Consider the following 18,766-nt stretch of genomic DNA (forward strand, 5'->3'; position numbering starts at 1 on the left):
TGTCGCAGCGCGCTGGACGGTCGACGCGCAGGCGCGCGGCATCGACGTCGCGAAGGCATCGTTCTACCCGAACATCGACCTGCTCGCGACGGTCGGCGGCTTCGGCGTGACCGCGCCGTTCACCGACTTCCTGCGCGCGATGAACGGCGGCTGGACAGCCGGCCCCGCGCTGTCGCTGCCGATCTTCGAAGGCGGCCGGTTGCGCGCGCAGCTCGGCGCGGCCAATGCCGGCTACGACCAGGCGGTCGAGCGCTACAACCAGACGATCGTCGGCGCGCTCAAGGATATCGCCGACCAGGTCGTGCGGATCCGTTCGCTCGATACGCAGAAGAAGGACGCCGCACGCTCGGTGGCCGCCAACGACCGCAGCTACCAGCTGTCGCGCGAAGGCTTCCGCCGCGGGCTGACCGACTACGTGAACGTGCTGGTCGCGCAACAGCAGTTGCTGCGCGCGCAGGAGACGGCCGCCCGCATCGATGCGGAACGCCTCGCCGCGCACGCGCAGTTGATGGCCGCGCTCGGCGGCGGTGTCGAGACGGGTACGGATGTGCCTCATGACGAATCCGCCGCAGGCGCAGCCGCGCCTGCCGCCGCGTCGGGTGCGAAGCCCGTGGCAGCAATCACCCGGCCCGCACAGGTGGCCGCCGCCGGTGTGTCCGGCGTGCCGGCCGCACGGTAACGCGGAGCGACGCCATGTCAGCCTCCTCCCCCGCTTCCACACCCGCCGGCGGTCCGTTCTCGGCCTGGGCCGCCGCGTTCGGCGACTGGGCCCGCACCGACGGCGCCGCCTGGCTCTACCTGTTCAAGGCGCTGCTCGCGACCTTCATTGCGCTCGGCGTGTCGATGCGGCTCGACCTGCCGGCGCCGAAGACGGCCATGACGACCGTCTTCATCGTGATGCAGCCGCAAAGCGGCGCGGTGCTCGCGAAGAGTTTCTACCGGGTTGCCGGCACGATCTTCGGGCTCATCGCGACGCTTACGTTCGTCGGGCTGTTCCCGCAGCAGCCGCAGCTGTTCCTGCTGGCGATCGCCATATGGATCGCACTGTGCACCGCCGGCGCCGCGCGCAACCGCAACTTCCGCAGCTACGGCTTCCTGCTCGCCGGCTATACGACCGCGCTGATCGGCCTGCCCGCGTCGCAACACCCGGACGGGGCATTCATGAGCGCGATGACACGTGTCTCGGAAGTCATCATCGGGATCGTGTCGGCCGGCGTCGTCAGCGCGCTCGTGTTTCCGCAGTACACGGGCGAGCAGATGCGCACGACGGTGCGCAAGCGCTTCGGCAGCTTCGTCGACTACGTCGCGTCGGCGCTGTCGGGCCAACTCGACCGCGCGCACATCGAGACCATCCACACGCGCTTCGTCGCCGATGTGGTCGGCTTCGAAGCCGCGCGCAGCATGGCCGTGTTCGAAAATCCGGACACCCGCATGCGCAGCGGCCGCCTGGCGCGACTGAACAGCGAGTTCATGAGTGCGTCGAGTCGCTTTCACGCACTGCATCAGTTGATGAACCGGCTGCACGCGGCCGGTGCGCAGGCCGCGATCGATGCGATCGAACCGTATTTCCGCGAAATCGCGCCGCTGCTCACGCGCCATGGCGAACCCGTGCGCACGTCGATCGACGCCGCGCACTCGGCCGAGCAACTGCTCGCGTGGCGCGACGCGCTGCCGCGCCGTATCCGCGCGACGCGTGCGGAACTCGAAACGCAGCCCGACTTCCCGCTGCTCGACTTCGACACGGCCGCCGAGCTGCTGTACCGCTTCATCACCGACCTGCAGGAATACGCGGCGACCTATGCGTCGCTCGCGACCGCGACGCACGAGCGCGAACGCTGGATCGAGCGCTACGAGCCGCGCACCAACCGGACTGCAGCCACGATCGCGGGGATCCGCACCGCGACGGTGATTCTCGCGCTGGGCTGGTTCTGGATCGAGACCGCGTGGCCGAGCGGCGTGATGCTGGTGCTGAACGCCGCGGCGACCTGCGCACTCGCGTCGTCGGCACCACGCCCGACCGCGATGGCCGCACAGATGGGGATGGGCACGGCGCTGGCCGTTTGCACCGGCTTCCTGCTGATGTTCGGCATCTACCCGCGGATCGACGGCTTCTGGCTGCTGTGCGCGGCGCTCGCGCCGTTGCTCGCGATCGGCATCTACATGACGCTGAAGCCGAAGCTCGCGGGCTACGGGATGGGCTACCTGATCTTCTTCTGCTTCCTCGCCGGCCCGGACAGCATCACGCACTACGATCCGATGAGCTTCATGAACGACGCGCTCGCGCTGCTGTTGTCGATGCTGGTATCGGCGATCGCGTTCGCGGTGCTGTTCCCGCCGACCGCGCCGTGGCTCAAGAAGCGGCTGTTCGCCGACCTGCGTCACCAGGCCGTCGCGGCCTGCCACGCGCGGCTCGCCGGATTGCGCACGCGCTTCGAGAGCGGCGCGCGCGACCTGATGTACCAGGCGCACACGCTGTCGGCCGACCAGCCCGACGTGCAGCGCGACGCGCTGCGCTGGATGTTCGCGGTGCTCGAAACCGGCAACGCGGCCATCGACCTGCGCCACGAACTGGCAACGCTGCCGTCCGATCCGCGCTATGCGCCGACGACGCCGTGGCGACGCGCGATCGAGACGATGCGCGCCGCGCTGTCGTCGCTGTTCACGCGGCCGGACGACGAACGCTTCGATGCGACGCTCGCCGCGGTCAACGATGCGATCGACGCGACCCGGCAGACGCTCGACGCGTTCACGCCGTCGCGCGAGGAACGCCACCGGCTGCAGCGCATCCTGAGCCACCTGCATTTCGTGCGGACGGCACTGCTCGACCCCGAATCGCCGCTCGCCGCGCTCAACCGCAACCGCCCCGTGCGTCCCCAACCAGGAGCCTCGTCATGATGCCGCGTGAAATCGCCATTCTCGATGCCTACATGCCCACGGTGGTGCTGATGTTCGTCGTCGGCGCGCTCGCGACCTGGGCCGTCGACCGCCTGCTCGCCTACACGGGCCTCTACCGTCTCGTCTGGCACCCGTCGCTGTTCCGGGCCTGCCTTCTCGTCTGCATTTGCGGCGGACTGAGTCTTGCCGTTTACCGTTGATTCCGAACCATCATGATTCTCAGAAAACTCTTCGGCTTCGTCGCGACCGCCGTCATCCTTCTCGTCGCGATCCTGATCGGGCGCTCGCTGTGGGTGCACTACATGGATGATCCGTGGACGCGCGACGGGCGCGTGCGCGCCGAGATCGTCAACGTCGCGCCGGACGTGTCGGGCGCGATCGTCGAGCTGCCCGTGCATGACAACCAGCTCGTGAAAAAGGGCGACCTGATCATGCAGATCGACCCGTCGCACTACCAGATCGCGGTCGAGCAGGCGCAGGCGGCCGTCGCCGCCCGCCGCGCGGAACTGCAGATGCGCCGCGACGACGCGGCCCGCCGCGCGGATCTCGATGCGCTCGTCGTGTCGAAGGAAAACCGCGAGAACGCCGCGCATAGCGCGTCGAGCGCCGATGCGCAGTACCAGCAGGCGATCGCCGCGCTCGACGCCGCGAAGCTCAACCTCGAGCGCACGCGCGTCGTCGCGCCGGTCGACGGCTACATCACGAACCTGCAGACGTTCAAGGGCAACTATGCGGTGGCTGGCCAGGCGAAGCTCGCGATCGTCGACAGCCATTCGTTCTGGGTCTACGGCTACTTCGAGGAAACCAAGCTGCCGCGCGTGAAGATCGGCGCGCCGGCCGAGATGCGGCTGATGAGCGGCGGCGTGATGAAGGGCCACGTCGAAAGCATTTCGCGCGGCATCTACGATCGCGACAACCCGCAAAGCCGCGACCTCGTTGCAGACGTGAACCCGACCTTCAACTGGGTGCGCCTCGCGCAGCGCGTGCCGGTGCGCATCAAGATCGACGACGTGCCGGCCGACGTGGTGCTGTCGGCAGGCACGACCTGCACGGTCATCATCGATCCGGACAAGCAGAAGAAGTCGTAACGACTGAACGGCCGGGCGCGCTCAGGCCGCGATGCGGAAGCGCCCGACCAGCGACTTCAACGCCTGCGCCTGCTCGTCGAGCGCATTCGCCGCGGCGGCCGCCTGCTCGACGAGTGCCGCGTTCTGCTGGGTGCCGGCGTCCATCTGCGTGACCGCGCGGCCGATCTCGTCGATCCCGGCGCTCTGCTCGTCCGATGCGGCGGAAATTTCACCGATGATGTCGGTCACGCGCTTGACCGCGCGCACGACGTCACCCATCGTACGGCCCGCATCGTGCGCGAGCGCAGCACCGTTCGCGACACGCTCGACCGATGCGCCGATCAGTGCGCGGATCTCCTTCGCCGCGGTCGCCGCACGCTGCGCGAGCAGGCGAACCTCGCCCGCGACCACCGAGAAGCCGCGCCCCTGCTCGCCGGCGCGCGCGGCCTCGACCGCCGCATTCAACGCGAGAATGTTGGTCTGGAACGCGATCCCCTCGATGGTGCCGATGATGTCGCGGATGTTCTTCGCGCTGTCGTCGATCTCGCTCATCGTCGCCACCACACGTCCGACGACTTCCCCGCCCGTCTCCGCGACGGCCGACGCATTGGCGGCGAGCGAGCTCGCCTGCCGCGCGTTCTCGGCGTTCTGCCGGACGGTCGACGTGAGCTGCTCCATGCTGGCCGCGGTGCGCTCGAGCGCGACGGCCTGCTGCTCGGTGCGCTTCGACAGATCGAGGTTGCCGGTGGAGATCTCGCCCGACGCGGCCGCGATCGCCTCGGCACTGACGGCGATCTCGCCGACGGTCGCCGCGAGCCCCGTCTGCATCTCGGCCAGCGCACGCACCATGCTGTCGCGGTCGTGCCGGCCCAGCCTGATCGGTCGCGTCAGGTCGCCGCGCGCGATGTCCGCGGCGATCGCCTTCGCGTGCGCGGGTTCGCCGCCGAGCTGCGACGCAAGGCGGCGCACGACGCGCTCGGCGATCACGATCGCGAGCACGATCAGCGCAACCGTCATCCCCGCGATCATCGCGAACGACGACGAGAAAATGGTCGCGGACGCATCGAGCGTCGCCTTCGACTTCGCGCCGCGTGTCTTCACGAGTTCGGCGACGATTTTCTCGAGCTTGCCGGTTTCGACCAGCAACGACACGTCCTGCGTACCGACCTGCCAGTTCATCTGCGACAGGTCGAGCGGCTGCGCGCGCACGAGTTCGACGAAATCGCGCAGATGCGCACTCCATGTGCCGACTGCCGTCGAGAATGCGCGCAGCCGCGCCGAATCGTCGGCATCGGCCGGATCCGCGTAGCGCTGCAGCGTGCCGAGCGCCTGGCCGATCGACGTGAGCCCCGCGCCCACCTCGGCGCCCAGTTCGTCGCGCTCCTTCGCCGTGGTCGCCGTCAGCAGCATCTTCTGGGCACGGCTCGCGCGCAGTACTTCGGCCCGGACCTCCTCGGCCGCGCGGCTCGCAACGTGGCCCTGCTCGTAGACCGACGCGATCGACGCATTCAGCCGGCTGATCTGCCAGAGCGAAAACATGCCGATCGCCAGCGTACCGGCGAGCAGGATCGCGAATGCGGCGCGCAACGTCGCCTTGACGGTCCACGGCCGGCGCTCGCGACGCGCCGCCCGCAGGCGCCGGGCGGCGCGACCGGCGGTACCATCGGGTGCGGCGGGTGCCGTACCTGGCTGTGGATGCAAAGATGCTGCTTTCATCGAACTATCCCCGTATTGATCACGCGGCCGGAAAGGTCGGTCCCGGCGTTCCCGCGATGGCTGGCCATGCCGCGCGTCCTGCACCCGCACCGGCGGATAGCCGATGCCGGGCGCGGCGCGCCTGTTGTCATTGGGTCGTTCTACGGCCGCCACCGCCGTTTCTTGAGTCCGGGAAACCACGCACCGGCCCCGGGCGCGCCCCCGCTAACGGGCAGACGCGCCGCCAGCGTTATACCCGGTCAAAAAAACGGGCACCGGACGATCCGTCAGATGAATGTCCGATTCACGATAAAACTTGTCCGGACATTCTCGATACGCCACATTACACTTCTTTGACGCAGCAACGATTCAAGACGCGCCACTCCCCAGCAGCGCGCGCCCGCCACCTCAACTCGTTCAGCTCTCACATGGAAACCAGCCTCGACACCGGCTCCGCCGGCGCAGCCGCCACCCAGCCGTCCGCGCCACCCGTCGCCCGCACCGTGTACCCGGTGCTCGGCGCGATCAGCTTCTCGCACATGCTCAACGACATGATCCAGTCGTTGATCCTCGCGATCTATCCGATGCTCAAGAGCCAGTTCGCGCTGTCGTTCGCGCAGATCGGCCTGATCACGCTCACCTACCAGATCACCGCATCGCTGCTTCAGCCGCTCATCGGGCTCTATACCGACAAGCGTCCGAAACCGTATTCGCTGCCGGTCGGCATGGGCTTCACGCTCGCGGGGCTGCTGCTGATGTCGGTCGCGCCGAATTTCCCGATGCTGCTGGTAGCTGCTGCGCTCGTCGGCTGCGGCTCGTCGGTATTTCATCCGGAATCGTCACGCGTCGCGCGGATGGCGTCGGGCGGCCAGCACGGGCTCGCGCAGTCGGTGTTCCAGGTCGGCGGCAATGCGGGATCCGCGCTCGGGCCGCTGCTTGCCGCACTCGTGATCATTCCGCACGGCCAGCACAGCATCGCGTGGTTCTCGGCGGCCGCGCTCGTCGCGATGATCGTGCTCACGCAGATCGGCCACTGGTACAAGAAGCATCCGTCGATGAAGAAGAAGGCCGCGGCGGCCGGCCATCCGACGCTGTCGCGCAGCCGCGTGATGGGCGCGATCGGCGTGCTGGTGCTGCTCGTGTTCTCGAAGTACTTCTACCTCGCGAGCATCAACAGCTATTTCACCTTCTACCTGATCGACAAGTTCCACCTGTCGGTGCAGGCCGCGCAGATCCACCTGTTCGTGTTCCTCGCGGCCGTGGCGGCCGGCACGCTGATCGGCGGGCCGGTGGGCGACCGGATCGGCCGCAAGTACGTGATCTGGGTATCGATCCTCGGCGTCGCGCCGTTCACGCTGCTGCTGCCGTACGCGAACCTGTTCTGGACCAGCGTGCTGACCGTGATCATCGGCATCGTGCTCGCGTCGGCATTCGCCGCGATCCTGGTCTACGCGACGGAGCTGATGCCCGGCAAGGTCGGGATGGTCGCGGGCCTGTTCTTCGGCTTCGCGTTCGGCCTCGGCGGAGTCGGCGCGGCTGTGCTCGGCCAGCTCGCCGATGCGACGAGCATCACGTTCGTCTACAAGGTGTGCTCGTTCCTGCCGCTGATCGGCGTGCTGACGGTGTTCCTGCCGAACCTCGAAAGCAGCCGGCGCAAGAAGGCGTGACGAGCCGGCCGCGGCGTGCGCGCCGCGGCCGGTCGAATGGCTTGAATGCAGGAAGGAAGAAAACGACGGCGGCTTCAGGCCGCCGTCGTCGCATGCAGCGTCAGGAAACGCTTGAGGATGCCGGACGAATAGCTGCTCGCGATCGCCGACAGGAAGTGCGAAAACGACTGCGTCGCGTGATCGTCGGCCGTATCGGAGATCGTACGCACGATCGCGAATGGCACCTCGTGCTCCGCGCACACCTGCGCGATCGCGGCCCCTTCCATCTCGACCGCGAGCGCATCCGGCAGCGCATCACGCAACGCGACGACCTCGCGCTCGCTCGACACGAAGCGGTCGCCGCTGATGATGAGCCCCGCATGCAGCGTCGCACCGGCCAGGCCGAAGCGCGCGGCGAACTGCGCGCCCTCTTCCTCGACGAACTGCGTGCACGCCGCCCGCAGGCTCGCGGTCAACGCCGCGTCGGTTGCGAAACGCGTGATGCCGAGCAGCGGCACCTCGTAGCGAGGAAAGAGCGGCGACGCATCGAGATCGTGCTGCAGCAGCGTATCGGCCACGACGACGTCGCCGACGCGCACCGTGCGCGACACGCCGCCCGCCACGCCGGTGAACACGACGCCCGCCACGCCGAACACGTGGATCAGCGCGCTGACCGTCGCGGCGGCCGCGACCTTGCCGACCCGTGCAAGCGTCACGACGCAGGCCGCGCCGTGCACGGTGCCGACGTGATAATCGCGACGGCCGAGCGTGACCGTCTTCATCGCGCCGTCGGCGCGCATCGCGGCGATCAGGTCGCCGAGTTCCTCGGGCAGCGCGGCCAGAATGCCGAGCGGACGAGCCGCAGGCGTCACATCCATGTCGATGCCCATCATTCCACCGCCTGCAGTTTCGCGACCGCGAGCGCGAGCCACTTCTCGCCGTGCCGCTTGAATTTCACCTGCGCCTTCGCATCGGTGCCGTTGCCCTCGAGCGCGGTGACCGTGCCTTCGCCGAACTTGGTGTGGAACACCTGCTGGCCGACCCGGAAACCGGCATCGGCCGCGCGCTGCTTGTTCGCGAACGCGGGCAGCGGCGCGGATACGGCCGGGTCGACGATCTGCTCGCGACTGCCGGCGCCCGGCCGCGCGAACCAGTCGCGCCCGTACCCGGCGTTGTCCGACCGACCGCCCCAGCGCGAACCGGCCTCGACCTTCGGCGTCAGCCACTTCAACACGTGTTCGGGCAACTCGTCGAAGAAACGCGAGCGCACGTTGTAGCGCGTCTGGCCGTGCAGCATCCGGCTCTGCGCGAACGACAGGTAGAGCCGCTCCTTCGCGCGCGTGATCGCGACGTACATCAGCCGGCGCTCTTCCTCGAGGCCGTCCGATTCGAGCACGCTGTTCTCGTGCGGGAACAGCCCCTCCTCGAGGCCCGTGATGAACACGGCCGAGAATTCGAGCCCCTTCGCCGCGTGCACCGTCATCAGCTGCACGGCGTCCTGCCCGGCCTGCGCCTGGTTGTCGCCGGCCTCCAGCGATGCATGCGACAGGAAGCCGGCGAGCGGCGTCATCGTGTCGGGGTTCTGTGCCGGGTCGGCGGGCGATACCGGATCGAGCACGTCGACCGCCGGATCGTCCGTCGCGGTGCCGAGCTCTGGCGCCGCGATCGCGCCCGCGCGCAGCGGGATCGAACGGGCGGGCGTGTCGAGCCCGTAGCCTTCCTCGGCGATGAATGCGGTGGCCGCGTTGACCAGTTCCTGCAAGTTCTCGAGACGGTCCTGGCCTTCGCGCTCGCCCTGGTAGAAATCGGCGAGACCGCTGGCGCGCACGATGTGCTCGACGGTGTCGGGCAGATTCATGTGCTGCGTGTCGGCGCGCATCTTCGCGACCAGGTTCGCGAACCCGCCGAGGCTCGTACCGGCCTTGCCCGTCACGTACGGAATCGCGGCGGCCATCGAGCAGCCGTACAGGCGCGCGGCGTCGGCCAGCTGCTCGATCGAGCGCGCACCGATGCCGCGGGTCGGGAAGTTCACGACGCGCACGAACGCGGTGTCGTCGTTCGGGTTGTCGATCAGGCGCAGGTACGCGAGCGCGTGCTTCACTTCCTGACGCTCGAAGAAGCGCAGGCCGCCGTACACGCGGTACGGGATGCCCGACGACATCAGCGTGTGCTCGATCGAACGCGACTGCGCGTTGCTGCGGTACAGGACGGCCACTTCGCTGCGCGCCATCCCGGTATTGATCAGCGAGCGGATCTCCTCGACGATCCAGCCGGCTTCCTGCGAATCGGTGCTCGCCTCGTACACGCGCACGGGCTCGCCGTGGCCGGCGTCGGTGCGCAGGTTCTTGCCGAGGCGGTGCGCGTTGTTCGAGATCAGCTGGTTCGCCGCGTCGAGGATGTTGCCGTGCGACCGGTAGTTCTGCTCGAGCTTGATCAGGTTGCGCACGCGGAATTCGTCTTCGAAGTCGCGCATGTTGCCGACGTTCGCGCCGCGGAACGCGTAGATCGACTGGTCGTCGTCGCCGACCGCGAAAATCGCGTTCTCGCCGCCCGCGAGCATCTTGAGCCACGCGTACTGCAGCTTGTTGGTGTCCTGGAACTCGTCGACGAGGATGTGCCGGAAGCGCGCCTGGTAGTGCGCGCGCAGCGGCGCGTTGTACGCGAGCAGTTCGTAGCAGCGCAGCAGCAGCTCGGGGAAATCGACGACGCCCTCGCGCTGGCACTGCTGGTCGTATGCCTGGTACAGCTCGACGAACTTGCGGTTGAAGTTGTCGGACGCGTCGACCTTGTCGGGACGCAGCCCCTGCTCCTTCGCGTTGTTGATGAAGTACTGCACGTTCTTCGGCGGGTACTTCTCGTCGTCGACGTTCGCCGCCTTCATCAGCCGCTTGATCGCGGACAGCTGGTCGGCCGTATCGAGGATCTGGAAGGTCTGCGGCAGGCCGGCGTCGCGCCAGTGCGTGCGCAGCATCCGGTTGCACAGGCCGTGGAACGTGCCGATCCACATCCCGCGCGTGTCGATCGGCATCATCGCCGACAGGCGCGCCATCATCTCGCGCGCGGCCTTGTTCGTGAAGGTCACGGCGAGCACGGTGGGCGGCGATGCGTAGCCCTGCTGGATCAGCCACGCGATGCGGGTGATCAGCACGCGGGTCTTGCCGCTGCCCGCCCCTGCAAGGATCAGCGCCGGTTCGTTCGGCAACGTGACGGCGGCGAGTTGTTCGGGGTTCAGATTGGCGAGCAGATCGGGCATGGAGCGGCAGCGGACGGGCGAGAAAAATGCGGACCCGACATTATAAGTCGGCCGCGCGATGCTGTTCCCGATCCGTTCAACGGCACGTCACGAGCGCGCTGCGGCCGTGTCCCGACAGGCCCGCGCCGGCAAGGCGATGGCTGGTCGATGTGCATCCATTTATAATTGTCAGATTCGGCATCCAATTCACGCATTTTTCGGCAGATTTCCAACATGAGCGACAACACGCTTGCGAAGAGCTTCGAGCCCCACACCATCGAGTCCCAATGGGGGCCGGAGTGGGAAAAGCGCGGCTATGCAGCCCCGGCCTTCGATCCGGCCCGCCCCGATTTCTCGATCCAGTTGCCGCCGCCGAACGTCACGGGCACGTTGCACATGGGCCACGCGTTCAACCAGACGATCATGGACGGCCTCACCCGCTACCACCGGATGCTCGGCGAGAACACGCTGTGGGTGCCCGGCACCGACCACGCGGGGATCGCGACCCAGATCGTCGTCGAGCGCCAGCTCGACGCGCAGGGCGTGTCGCGCCACGACCTCGGCCGCGAGAAGTTCGTCGAGCGCGTGTGGGAATGGAAGGAAAAATCGGGTTCGACGATCACCGGCCAGGTGCGCCGCCTCGGCGCCTCGCCCGACTGGTCGCGCGAATACTTCACGATGGACGACAAGATGTCGGCCGCCGTGCGCGACGTGTTCGTCACGCTCTTTGAACAGGGCCTGATCTACCGCGGCAAGCGCCTCGTCAACTGGGATCCGGTGCTGCTGACCGCGGTGTCGGACCTCGAAGTCGTGAGCGAAGAGGAAAACGGCCACCTGTGGCACATCCGCTACCCGCTCGTCGACGGCTCGGGCTCGCTGACCGTTGCCACGACGCGCCCGGAAACGATGCTCGGCGACGTCGCGCTGATGGTCCACCCGGAAGACGAGCGCTACGCGCACCTGATCGGCAAGCTCGTCACGCTGCCGCTGACGGGCCGCGAGATCCCGGTTATCGCCGACGACTACGTCGACCGCGAGTTCGGCACGGGCGTCGTGAAGGTCACGCCCGCGCACGACTTCAACGACTACCAGGTCGGCCAGCGCCACAAGATCGCGCCGATCGAGATCCTGACGCTCGACGCGAAGATCAACGACAACGGCCCCGAGCAGTATCGCGGCCTCGACCGCTTCGACGCGCGCAAGGCGATCGTCGCCGACCTCGACGCAGCGGGCTTCCTCGACTCGGTGAAGCCGCACAAGCTGATGGTGCCGCGCGGCGACCGCACGGGCGTCGTGATCGAGCCGATGCTGACCGACCAGTGGTTCGTCGCGATGACGAAGCCGGCGCCGGAAGGCACGTTCAATCCGGGCAAGTCGATCACGGAAACGTCGCTCGACGTCGTGCGCAGCGGCCAGATCAAGTTCGTCCCGGAAAACTGGACGACCACCTATTACCAGTGGCTCGAGAACATCCAGGACTGGTGCATCTCGCGCCAGCTGTGGTGGGGCCATCAGATTCCCGCGTGGTACGGCGAGAACGGCGAGGTGTTCGTCGCGCGCAACGAGGAAGAAGCGCGCGCGCAGGCTGCCGCGAAGGGTTACACGGGTGCGCTGAAGCGCGACGAAGACGTGCTCGACACGTGGTTCTCGTCGGCGCTCGTGCCGTTCTCGTCGCTCGGCTGGCCGAACGAAACGCCTGAACTGAAGCACTTCCTGCCGTCGTCGGTGCTCGTCACGGGCTTCGACATCATCTTCTTCTGGGTCGCCCGGATGGTGATGATGACCACGCACTTCACGGGCAAGGTGCCGTTCCACACCGTCTACGTGCACGGCCTCGTGCGCGACGCGGAAGGCCAGAAGATGTCGAAGAGCAAGGGCAACACGCTCGACCCGATCGACATCGTCGACGGCATCGACCTCGACACGCTGGTCGCGAAGCGCACGACGGGCCTGATGAACCCGAAGCAGGCCGCGACGATCGAGAAGAAGACGCGCAAGGAATTCCCGGACGGCATCGCCGCGTTCGGCACCGACGCGCTGCGCTTCACGATGGCGTCGATGGCGACGCTCGGCCGCAACGTGAACTTCGACCTCGCGCGCTGCGAAGGCTATCGCAACTTCTGCAACAAGCTGTGGAACGCGACGCGCTTCGTGCTGATGAACTGCGAAGGTCACGACTGCGGCAGCGACAAGCCGGAAGTCTGCGGCGCGGGCGATTGCGGCCCGGGCGGCTACCTCGACTTCTCGGCGGCCGACCGCTGGATCGTGTCGCTGCTGCAGCGCACGGAGGCGGACATCGCGAAGGGCTTCGCCGATTACCGCTTCGACAACATCGCAAGCAGCATCTACAAGTTCGTGTGGGACGAGTACTGCGACTGGTATCTCGAACTCGCGAAGGTGCAGATCCAGAACGGCACGCCGGAACAGCAGCGCGCGACGCGCCGCACGCTGCTGCGCGTGCTCGAGACGGTGCTGCGCCTCGCGCATCCGATCATCCCGTTCATCACCGAAGCGCTCTGGCAGAAGGTCGCGCCGCTGGCGGGCCGCTATCCGCAGGGCAAGGCCGAGGGCGAAGCGTCGCTGATGACGCAGGCGTACCCGGTCGCGAACCTGCAGAAGATCGACGAGGCGTCCGAACAGTGGGCGGCCGACCTGAAGGCGATCGTCGACGCGTGCCGCAACCTGCGCGGCGAGATGAACCTGTCGCCGGCCACCAAGGTGCCGCTGCTCGCAGCCGGCGATGCCGAGCGCCTGCGCTCGTTCGCGCCGTACGTCCAGGCCCTCGCGCGCCTGTCGGAAGTGCAGATCCTCGCGGACGAAGCGACGCTCGACAAGGAGGCGCACGGTGCGCCGATCGCGATCGTCGGGCCGAACAAGCTGGTGCTGAAGGTCGAGATCGACGTCGCGGCCGAACGCGAGCGCCTGTCGAAGGAGATCACGCGCCTGACGAACGAGATCACGAAGTGCAATGCGAAGCTCGGCAACGAGGCATTCGTCGCGAAAGCGCCGCCGGCCGTGGTCGAACAGGAGCAAAAGCGCGTCGCGGAATTCCAGAGCACGCTCGAGAAACTGCGCGCGCAGCTCGATCGGTTGCCTGCGTAACAAAGGGTAAGGTCGTTTGCGTTCACTATAATGGGGACGTGAACATAGACCGTCTGACAAGTCGATTACAGGAATAAAGGTTCGATCATGCTGAAAGTTACCAAGGCGGTGTTCCCCGTTGCTGGTCTTGGCACGCGGTTCCTCCCGGCAACGAAAGCGAGCCCGAAGGAGATGCTGCCGGTCGTCGACAAGCCGCTGATCCAGTACGCAGTCGAGGAAGCGATCGCCGCCGGCATCACCGAGATGATCTTCGTCACCGGGCGCAGCAAGCGCGCGATCGAGGACCACTTCGACAAGTCGTACGAGGTCGAGGCCGAACTCGAGGCGCGCGGCAAGGAAAAGCTGCTCGAGCTCGTGCGCAGCATCAAGCCGAGCCATGTCGACTGCTTCTACGTGCGCCAGCCGGAAGCGCTCGGCCTCGGCCATGCGGTGCTGTGCGCGGAAAAGCTCGTGGCCGACAACCCGTTCGCGGTGATCCTCGCCGACGACCTGCTCGACGGCAACCCGCCCGTGATGAAGCAGATGGTCGACGTGTTCGACCACTATCACAGCTCGGTGATCGGCGTCGAAGAGATCCCGCCGTCGGAGACGAAGTCGTACGGGATCGTCGACGGCAAGGAATGGGAAGAGTCGATCGTCAAGATGTCGGCGATCGTCGAGAAGCCGGCGCCGGAAGTCGCGCCGTCGAACCTCGGCGTGGTCGGCCGCTACATCCTGAAGCCGCGGATCTTCGAGCACCTGCGCGCGCTGAAGCCCGGCGCGGGCGGCGAGCTGCAGCTCACCGACGCGATCCAGGCGCTGCTCGCCGATGAGCAGGTGCTGGCCTACAAGTACCAGGGCACGCGCTACGACTGCGGCAGCAAGCTCGGCTACCTGAAGGCAACGGTCGAATTCGCGCTGCGCCACGCGGAAGTCGGCGCGGATTTCGACGCATACCTGCGCACGCGGGGCAGCGCACACCCGGCCGACTGAACGCGGCAAGGGCACGAGGGCTCGCTCCGGCGAGCCCGCCCTCACCTCACCGGCCGACGCTCAGCGCGCTTCGGCCCGCTTCACCGAGACGACGCCCGGCATGCCGCCCGCGTCGTCTTTTTTCGTCTTGACGAGCCAGCCGCCGCCGTCGCCGAACGGCACCTTCGCGAGCGCGCTCTTCACGAGCGCCGGCGCGGCCTGCTGCGTGCCGGGATCGCGATCGCGCAGCGCGGCTGATACGCGGTAGACGTCGGCGCCCGATTTCGCGTCGACGAAGCGCAGCGTCAGCACATGGCGATACACCCGGCCCATGAACGGCAGCGCGAAAGGCGCCGGTCCGTCGACCGTCACGCATGCACTGCTCGCGGCGCCACAGCCGTCGGCGATCGCCGCGACCGAGGCCGGCTGCGTCGCATACGCGATCGACAACCGGTAGCGCGCGGCGGCGAGCGGCTTGGCTTCGAAGCCGCGGTGCGCGAGTTCGTCGCGCACGAGCGTCTCGATCTGCCGGTATTCGGCATCATTGGCCTGCGCGGCCGTCCGCACGAAATCATAGCCGTGCGCATCGGATGCGAACGCGTTCGGCTGCCCGACCGCACTCACGCCGGTCGTCACGCCGGCGCAACCCGTCAACAGCGACGCCGCCAGCGCGGTCGCTGCCCATTCCTTTCTCATGGCTTTCCCCAAATGCCTGCCGTCGCGCCCGGCCCTGTCAGGCGGACGGCTCGTCGATCGCGGGCAGCGACACCGTCACCGCGGTGCCGACACCCACCTCGCTGTCGACCGTCACGCTGCCCCCATGGCGCGTGACGACCGTCTTCACGAATGCCATGCCGAGCCCGGAACCCGAGATTTCGGGCCGCTCGCCGGCATGGAACCGCTTGAAACGCTCGAACAGATGCCGCTGATCTTCCGGCGCAATGCCGTATCCCTGATCGCGAATCGTACAGAACATCCGTTTCGACGCGTGCTCGACCGCCAGCGTACACGTGATCACGGTGGCGGACGGACTGTATTTGACTGCATTGTTCAGCAGGTTCACGAACGCGCGCGTAATCAGCGAGCGGTCGGCGCGCACCCAGCACATGTCGGTGCCGACATCGGTGTCGACGCGAATGTGCTTCGCCTGCGCCTGCGGCCACACCTCGTCGCTCGCATCGATCAGCACGTCGACGAGGCTCGTCGCCTCGAGCTGGTACACCTGCGACTCCGCGCGCGCCAGCTGCACGAACTCGTCGGCCAGCGACAGCGCGCGGTGCGCATAGCGCTCGATCCGCGCGAGCAGCCCGCGCATCGCGTCGGTTTCGGCGCGGTCGCGCTCGATCTCGACGAGCGCGAGAATCGACGACTGCGGCGAGCGCATGTCGTGCGACAGCAGGTGCAGCGCTTCCTCGCGCTGCCGCTCGGCCGCGTGCAGTTCGGTCACGTCGACGAGGCCGGCGATCCAGCCCGTCACGCGACCCTGCGCGTTCGTGCAAGCCGCGTAGCGTAGCAGATGGTCGAGCCCGTCGCGGTCACGCACCTCGATGCCGCGCGCCATCGCGTCGTGCTCGGCCTCGAGCGTCGGGTCGAGTACCGCCGGCCAGTGTTCGCGGATCGCCACATCGTGTTCGGCGTTGCCGTCGACGGTCTTCATGAAGGTCAGCTCGCCGAGCGCGGTGCGCAGCGGCCGCCCTTCCGGCAGCGGCAGCGACAGGCGCGACCCGTAGCGCTTGGCCGCGTGGTTCGCGATCAGCACGGTGCCGGCCAGGTCGGTCACGAAGATCGGCTCGGGCATGCTGTCGAGGCTGTCCCACACGAAACGCTTCATGTCCTGCACGCGCTGCGCGGCTTGCGCCATCAGCGCCATCTGCCGCTCGAGCACGTCGCCGCCGACGCTGCGCGTGCGCGGCGCCTCGGGCAGCAGGTGCGGCTCGTCGGCGAGCCGCTGCAGCTCGCGGCGCAGGTACGACATCGTCATTTCCAGGCGCCGCCAGTTCCAGATCGGGTAGACGGCGATCAGCCCGAAGATCGCGGGCGCCGGCGACAGCCAGATGCGCGCCTCGAACAGCAGCGCCATGCTCGCGACGACGGCAAGTGCGGCAAGGCTCAGCGTCAGCAGCAGCGCGCGCCACGGCGACAGCATCAGGAAGCCGCCCAGCAGCGCGGCGAGCGGCAGCAGCGACGCGACGAACAGCCCGGCGCGTGACGCCGGCGAGATCGCGCTGCCGGTCGCCAGCATGTCGAGCACGTTGGCATGGATATACACGCCGGCGAGCGGCCCGAATTCGCCGGACACGGGCGTGGCAAAGCGGTCGTACAGCCCCGACGCCGTCACGCCGACGACGACGATCTTGCCGCGCAGCGCGTCGGGTTTCACGCGCCCTTCGAGCACGTCGTCGAACGACAATGTCGGATACGCAGGCGTGTTGCGGCTGAACGGGATCAGGTAGCGGCCCTCGCCGGTCGCGTCGCGCGACAGGTCGTGCGCATGCGCGCCGGGCGCCCCGCCGACCGGATGCAGCTGGCCGCCCTGGATCGCGCGATAGACGGGCACCATCAACTGCGGCCAGCGCACGCGGCCGTCGCTCTCGAACAGCGCCACGCTGCGTACGATGCCGTCGCGGTCGACTTCGAGGTTGATGTGGCCGAGCCCGACCGCGCGCGCCGCGAGCGCGGCCACCGGCGGATCGACCGCGCGCGTGCCGTCCGCCTGCTCGGGGCTCAGCAGCACGGGCAGGAAGGTCGACACGTGGGTCATCGCTTCCGCGAACGCGCGATCTTCCGGCGACGGTTCGGTAAACAGCACGTCGTAGACGACGGCGGCCGGTTGCGCGCGCGCCAGCGTATCGAGCAGCCGCGCATGCACGTCGCGCGACCACGGCCAGCGGCCGAGCGCGGACACGCTCTGGTTGTCGATGTCGACGACGACCACGTCGGGCGACAGCGGCAGGCTGCGCAGCATCAGGAGCCGGTCGTAGATCAGGCCGTCGACGCTCGACGACAGGCGGCCGAGCGCGCACGCGAGGATCACCGCGATCCCGAGGCAGCCGATCGCGATCCATTCGATCAGGAAGCGGCGGCCGAGGCGCCGCCGCGGAGAAACGGAATCGGGTTTCATGCGCCGCGGATCAGCGCGACAGCGTGAACGCGCTGACCGGACTGGTCTTCTCGTAGAACTTGCCGCCTTCGAACTCCTCGACGGTCACGGCCCAGAAGTAGTCGCCCGGCGGCAGGTGCGCGACGGTGATCTGGCGCGTATGCAGGCCGACCTGGTCAACGACCGGCGCGCTCAGGTCCTTCGAGCGCGACAGCACGAACCGGTAGCGCGCACCCTTGCCCGAACCGTTCGGCGACCAGCGGAACTCGTAGCCGCCGGCACCGGGCGACGCGCTCGCGTCGAGCCCCATCACGCGGCGTTCGAACGCGTACGTGCGCGGCCGGCCCTCGAGGCCGTTCGCATCGATCGCGGCGACCCGCACGAAGTAGTTCCCGTTCGGCACGTCGCGGAAGACCGCGCGCGGCGAATCGGTGCGCGTTTCGCGAAACAGGTCGAGCAGCCCGGCGTCGTGCGCGAGCTGGACGCGGTATGCCTGCGCCTGGGCGAGCGGCGCGACGTCGAATGCGACCTCGGGCTCGTCCTGCACCTTGTCGGGATGCGCGAGCGCCGGGGCGGGCAGCAGTTCGACGGGCGCGCCGACCGCGCCGGACGATGTCGCGACGCTGCCGAAATTCGCATGCACGAGCGTCGGATCGGCCGGCTGGCGGCCGCCCGCGACGCCGACGGTGCCGTCGAGCACTTCGACGCGCGTCGACGCATTGCCGGCCGCGTCGTAGTTCACGCGGAAGTGCGTGCCGCGCACGCCGGCCACGACCGACGGCGACCGGATCTGGAAGCGGTCGTCGCGTTTCTTCAGATGGGTGACTTCGCTGTCGACCGAGCCGCGCGTGAGTTCGAACTCGCGATCGAGCGTGCCGGTCAGCACCGTGCGGCGCAGCGCCTTCAAGTCGAGCTGGCTGTCGGGCGGCAGGCTCATGTGCGTGCCGTCGGCGAGCTCGAGCGTCACGAAGCCGTTCGGGCCCGTGCGCACGCGATCGCCCTCGGCGAGCGTCGCGTCGTTCGCGAGCGGCGCGTAAGCGTCGCCGGACGCGCGTTCGGCCGTGCCCTGCACCGCGAT

General features: G+C 68.0%; 13 protein-coding genes. 7 read left to right on the plus strand and 6 right to left on the minus strand.

Translation table 11 applies throughout. The features are described from left to right. The 4 genes from G3N99_RS16850 to G3N99_RS16865 form a co-directional block, all read left to right on the plus strand. Positions 1-679: TolC family protein (locus G3N99_RS16850; protein WP_206122965.1), on the plus strand; the 679-nt coding region annotated here is incomplete at its 5' end. A 14-nt stretch (positions 680-693) separates the two neighbouring features. Further along, positions 694-2,895 (plus strand): FUSC family protein, encoded by a 2,202-nt coding sequence (locus tag G3N99_RS16855; RefSeq protein WP_206122966.1) that lies wholly within the window; start codon positions 694-696, stop codon positions 2,893-2,895. Further along, positions 2,892-3,095, plus strand: a complete 204-nt coding sequence (locus tag G3N99_RS16860) for a DUF1656 domain-containing protein (RefSeq protein ID WP_069247787.1) — start codon at positions 2,892-2,894, stop codon at positions 3,093-3,095. Before G3N99_RS16855 ends, G3N99_RS16860 begins: the two co-directional genes overlap by 4 nt. A gap of 12 nt (positions 3,096-3,107) precedes the next feature. Next, positions 3,108-3,983 carry an HlyD family secretion protein gene (locus G3N99_RS16865; RefSeq protein ID WP_011351755.1) on the plus strand — a complete coding sequence of 292 codons (876 nt, stop codon included), beginning with the start codon at positions 3,108-3,110 and terminating at the stop codon, positions 3,981-3,983. 21 nt (positions 3,984-4,004) lie between these two features. On the opposite strand, the gene G3N99_RS16870 is transcribed toward G3N99_RS16865, so the two are convergent. Further along, positions 4,005-5,678: a methyl-accepting chemotaxis protein gene (locus tag G3N99_RS16870; RefSeq protein ID WP_206122967.1), complete on the minus strand. Its 1,674-nt coding sequence runs from the start codon at positions 5,676-5,678 to the stop codon at positions 4,005-4,007. A 407-nt stretch (positions 5,679-6,085) separates the two neighbouring features. Here G3N99_RS16870 and G3N99_RS16875 point away from each other — a divergent pair, with 407 nt between their 5' ends. Continuing rightward, positions 6,086-7,324, plus strand: a complete 1,239-nt coding sequence (locus tag G3N99_RS16875; RefSeq protein ID WP_206122968.1) for an MFS transporter — start codon at positions 6,086-6,088, stop codon at positions 7,322-7,324. A 74-nt stretch (positions 7,325-7,398) separates the two neighbouring features. On the opposite strand, the gene G3N99_RS16880 is transcribed toward G3N99_RS16875, so the two are convergent. Both G3N99_RS16880 and G3N99_RS16885 read right to left on the minus strand, forming a co-directional pair. Beyond that, complete coding sequence (locus tag G3N99_RS16880; RefSeq protein WP_174989204.1) at positions 7,399-8,196, minus strand: 5'-methylthioadenosine/adenosylhomocysteine nucleosidase; 798 nt, start codon at positions 8,194-8,196, stop codon at positions 7,399-7,401. Continuing rightward, on the minus strand, positions 8,193-10,556 hold the full coding sequence (locus tag G3N99_RS16885) for a UvrD-helicase domain-containing protein (protein WP_206122969.1): 2,364 nt from the start codon (positions 10,554-10,556) through the stop codon (positions 8,193-8,195). The genes G3N99_RS16880 and G3N99_RS16885 overlap by 4 nt, the downstream gene beginning before the upstream one ends. A gap of 213 nt (positions 10,557-10,769) precedes the next feature. Here G3N99_RS16885 and G3N99_RS16890 point away from each other — a divergent pair, with 213 nt between their 5' ends. Then, positions 10,770-13,637, plus strand: coding sequence for a valine--tRNA ligase (locus tag G3N99_RS16890; protein ID WP_174989205.1), 2,868 nt, complete (start codon positions 10,770-10,772; stop codon positions 13,635-13,637). A gap of 87 nt (positions 13,638-13,724) precedes the next feature. Beyond that, complete coding sequence (galU, locus tag G3N99_RS16895; RefSeq protein WP_174934535.1) at positions 13,725-14,609, plus strand: UTP--glucose-1-phosphate uridylyltransferase GalU; 885 nt, start codon at positions 13,725-13,727, stop codon at positions 14,607-14,609. A gap of 60 nt (positions 14,610-14,669) precedes the next feature. Here galU and G3N99_RS16900 read toward each other — a convergent pair whose 3' ends face one another. The 3 genes from G3N99_RS16900 to G3N99_RS16910 form a co-directional block, all read right to left on the minus strand. After that, entirely contained in the window at positions 14,670-15,284 is a 615-nt protein-coding gene (locus G3N99_RS16900; protein WP_174936406.1) for a DUF4136 domain-containing protein, read from the minus strand. 37 nt (positions 15,285-15,321) lie between these two features. Further along, positions 15,322-17,709 (minus strand): CHASE2 domain-containing protein, encoded by a 2,388-nt coding sequence (locus tag G3N99_RS16905; RefSeq protein ID WP_206122970.1) that lies wholly within the window; start codon positions 17,707-17,709, stop codon positions 15,322-15,324. A gap of 10 nt (positions 17,710-17,719) precedes the next feature. After that, the coding region (locus G3N99_RS16910) for a FecR domain-containing protein (protein WP_206122971.1) at positions 17,720-18,766 on the minus strand (1,047 nt) is incomplete at its 5' end.

The sequence above is a fragment of the Burkholderia sp. Ac-20392 genome, from assembly GCF_017104585.1.
In the GTDB taxonomy this organism is placed as follows: Bacteria; Pseudomonadota; Gammaproteobacteria; order Burkholderiales; family Burkholderiaceae; genus Burkholderia; species Burkholderia lata.

Excerpts from the sequence above, each read along its gene's own strand:
- G3N99_RS16875 (WP_206122968.1), top strand. The coding sequence starts at position 6,086 with ATGGAAACCAGCCTCGACACCGGCTCCGCCGGCGCAGCCGCCACCCAG.
- G3N99_RS16900 (WP_174936406.1), bottom strand. The coding sequence starts at position 15,284 with ATGAGAAAGGAATGGGCAGCGACCGCGCTGGCGGCGTCGCTGTTGACG.
- G3N99_RS16885 (WP_206122969.1), bottom strand. The coding sequence starts at position 10,556 with ATGCCCGATCTGCTCGCCAATCTGAACCCCGAACAACTCGCCGCCGTC.
- G3N99_RS16870 (WP_206122967.1), bottom strand. The coding sequence starts at position 5,678 with ATGAAAGCAGCATCTTTGCATCCACAGCCAGGTACGGCACCCGCCGCA.
- G3N99_RS16890 (WP_174989205.1), top strand. The coding sequence starts at position 10,770 with ATGAGCGACAACACGCTTGCGAAGAGCTTCGAGCCCCACACCATCGAG.
- G3N99_RS16880 (WP_174989204.1), bottom strand. The coding sequence starts at position 8,196 with ATGATGGGCATCGACATGGATGTGACGCCTGCGGCTCGTCCGCTCGGC.
- galU (WP_174934535.1), top strand. The coding sequence starts at position 13,725 with ATGCTGAAAGTTACCAAGGCGGTGTTCCCCGTTGCTGGTCTTGGCACG.
- G3N99_RS16860 (WP_069247787.1), top strand. The coding sequence starts at position 2,892 with ATGATGCCGCGTGAAATCGCCATTCTCGATGCCTACATGCCCACGGTG.
- G3N99_RS16905 (WP_206122970.1), bottom strand. The coding sequence starts at position 17,709 with ATGAAACCCGATTCCGTTTCTCCGCGGCGGCGCCTCGGCCGCCGCTTC.
- G3N99_RS16855 (WP_206122966.1), top strand. The coding sequence starts at position 694 with ATGTCAGCCTCCTCCCCCGCTTCCACACCCGCCGGCGGTCCGTTCTCG.
- G3N99_RS16865 (WP_011351755.1), top strand. The coding sequence starts at position 3,108 with ATGATTCTCAGAAAACTCTTCGGCTTCGTCGCGACCGCCGTCATCCTT.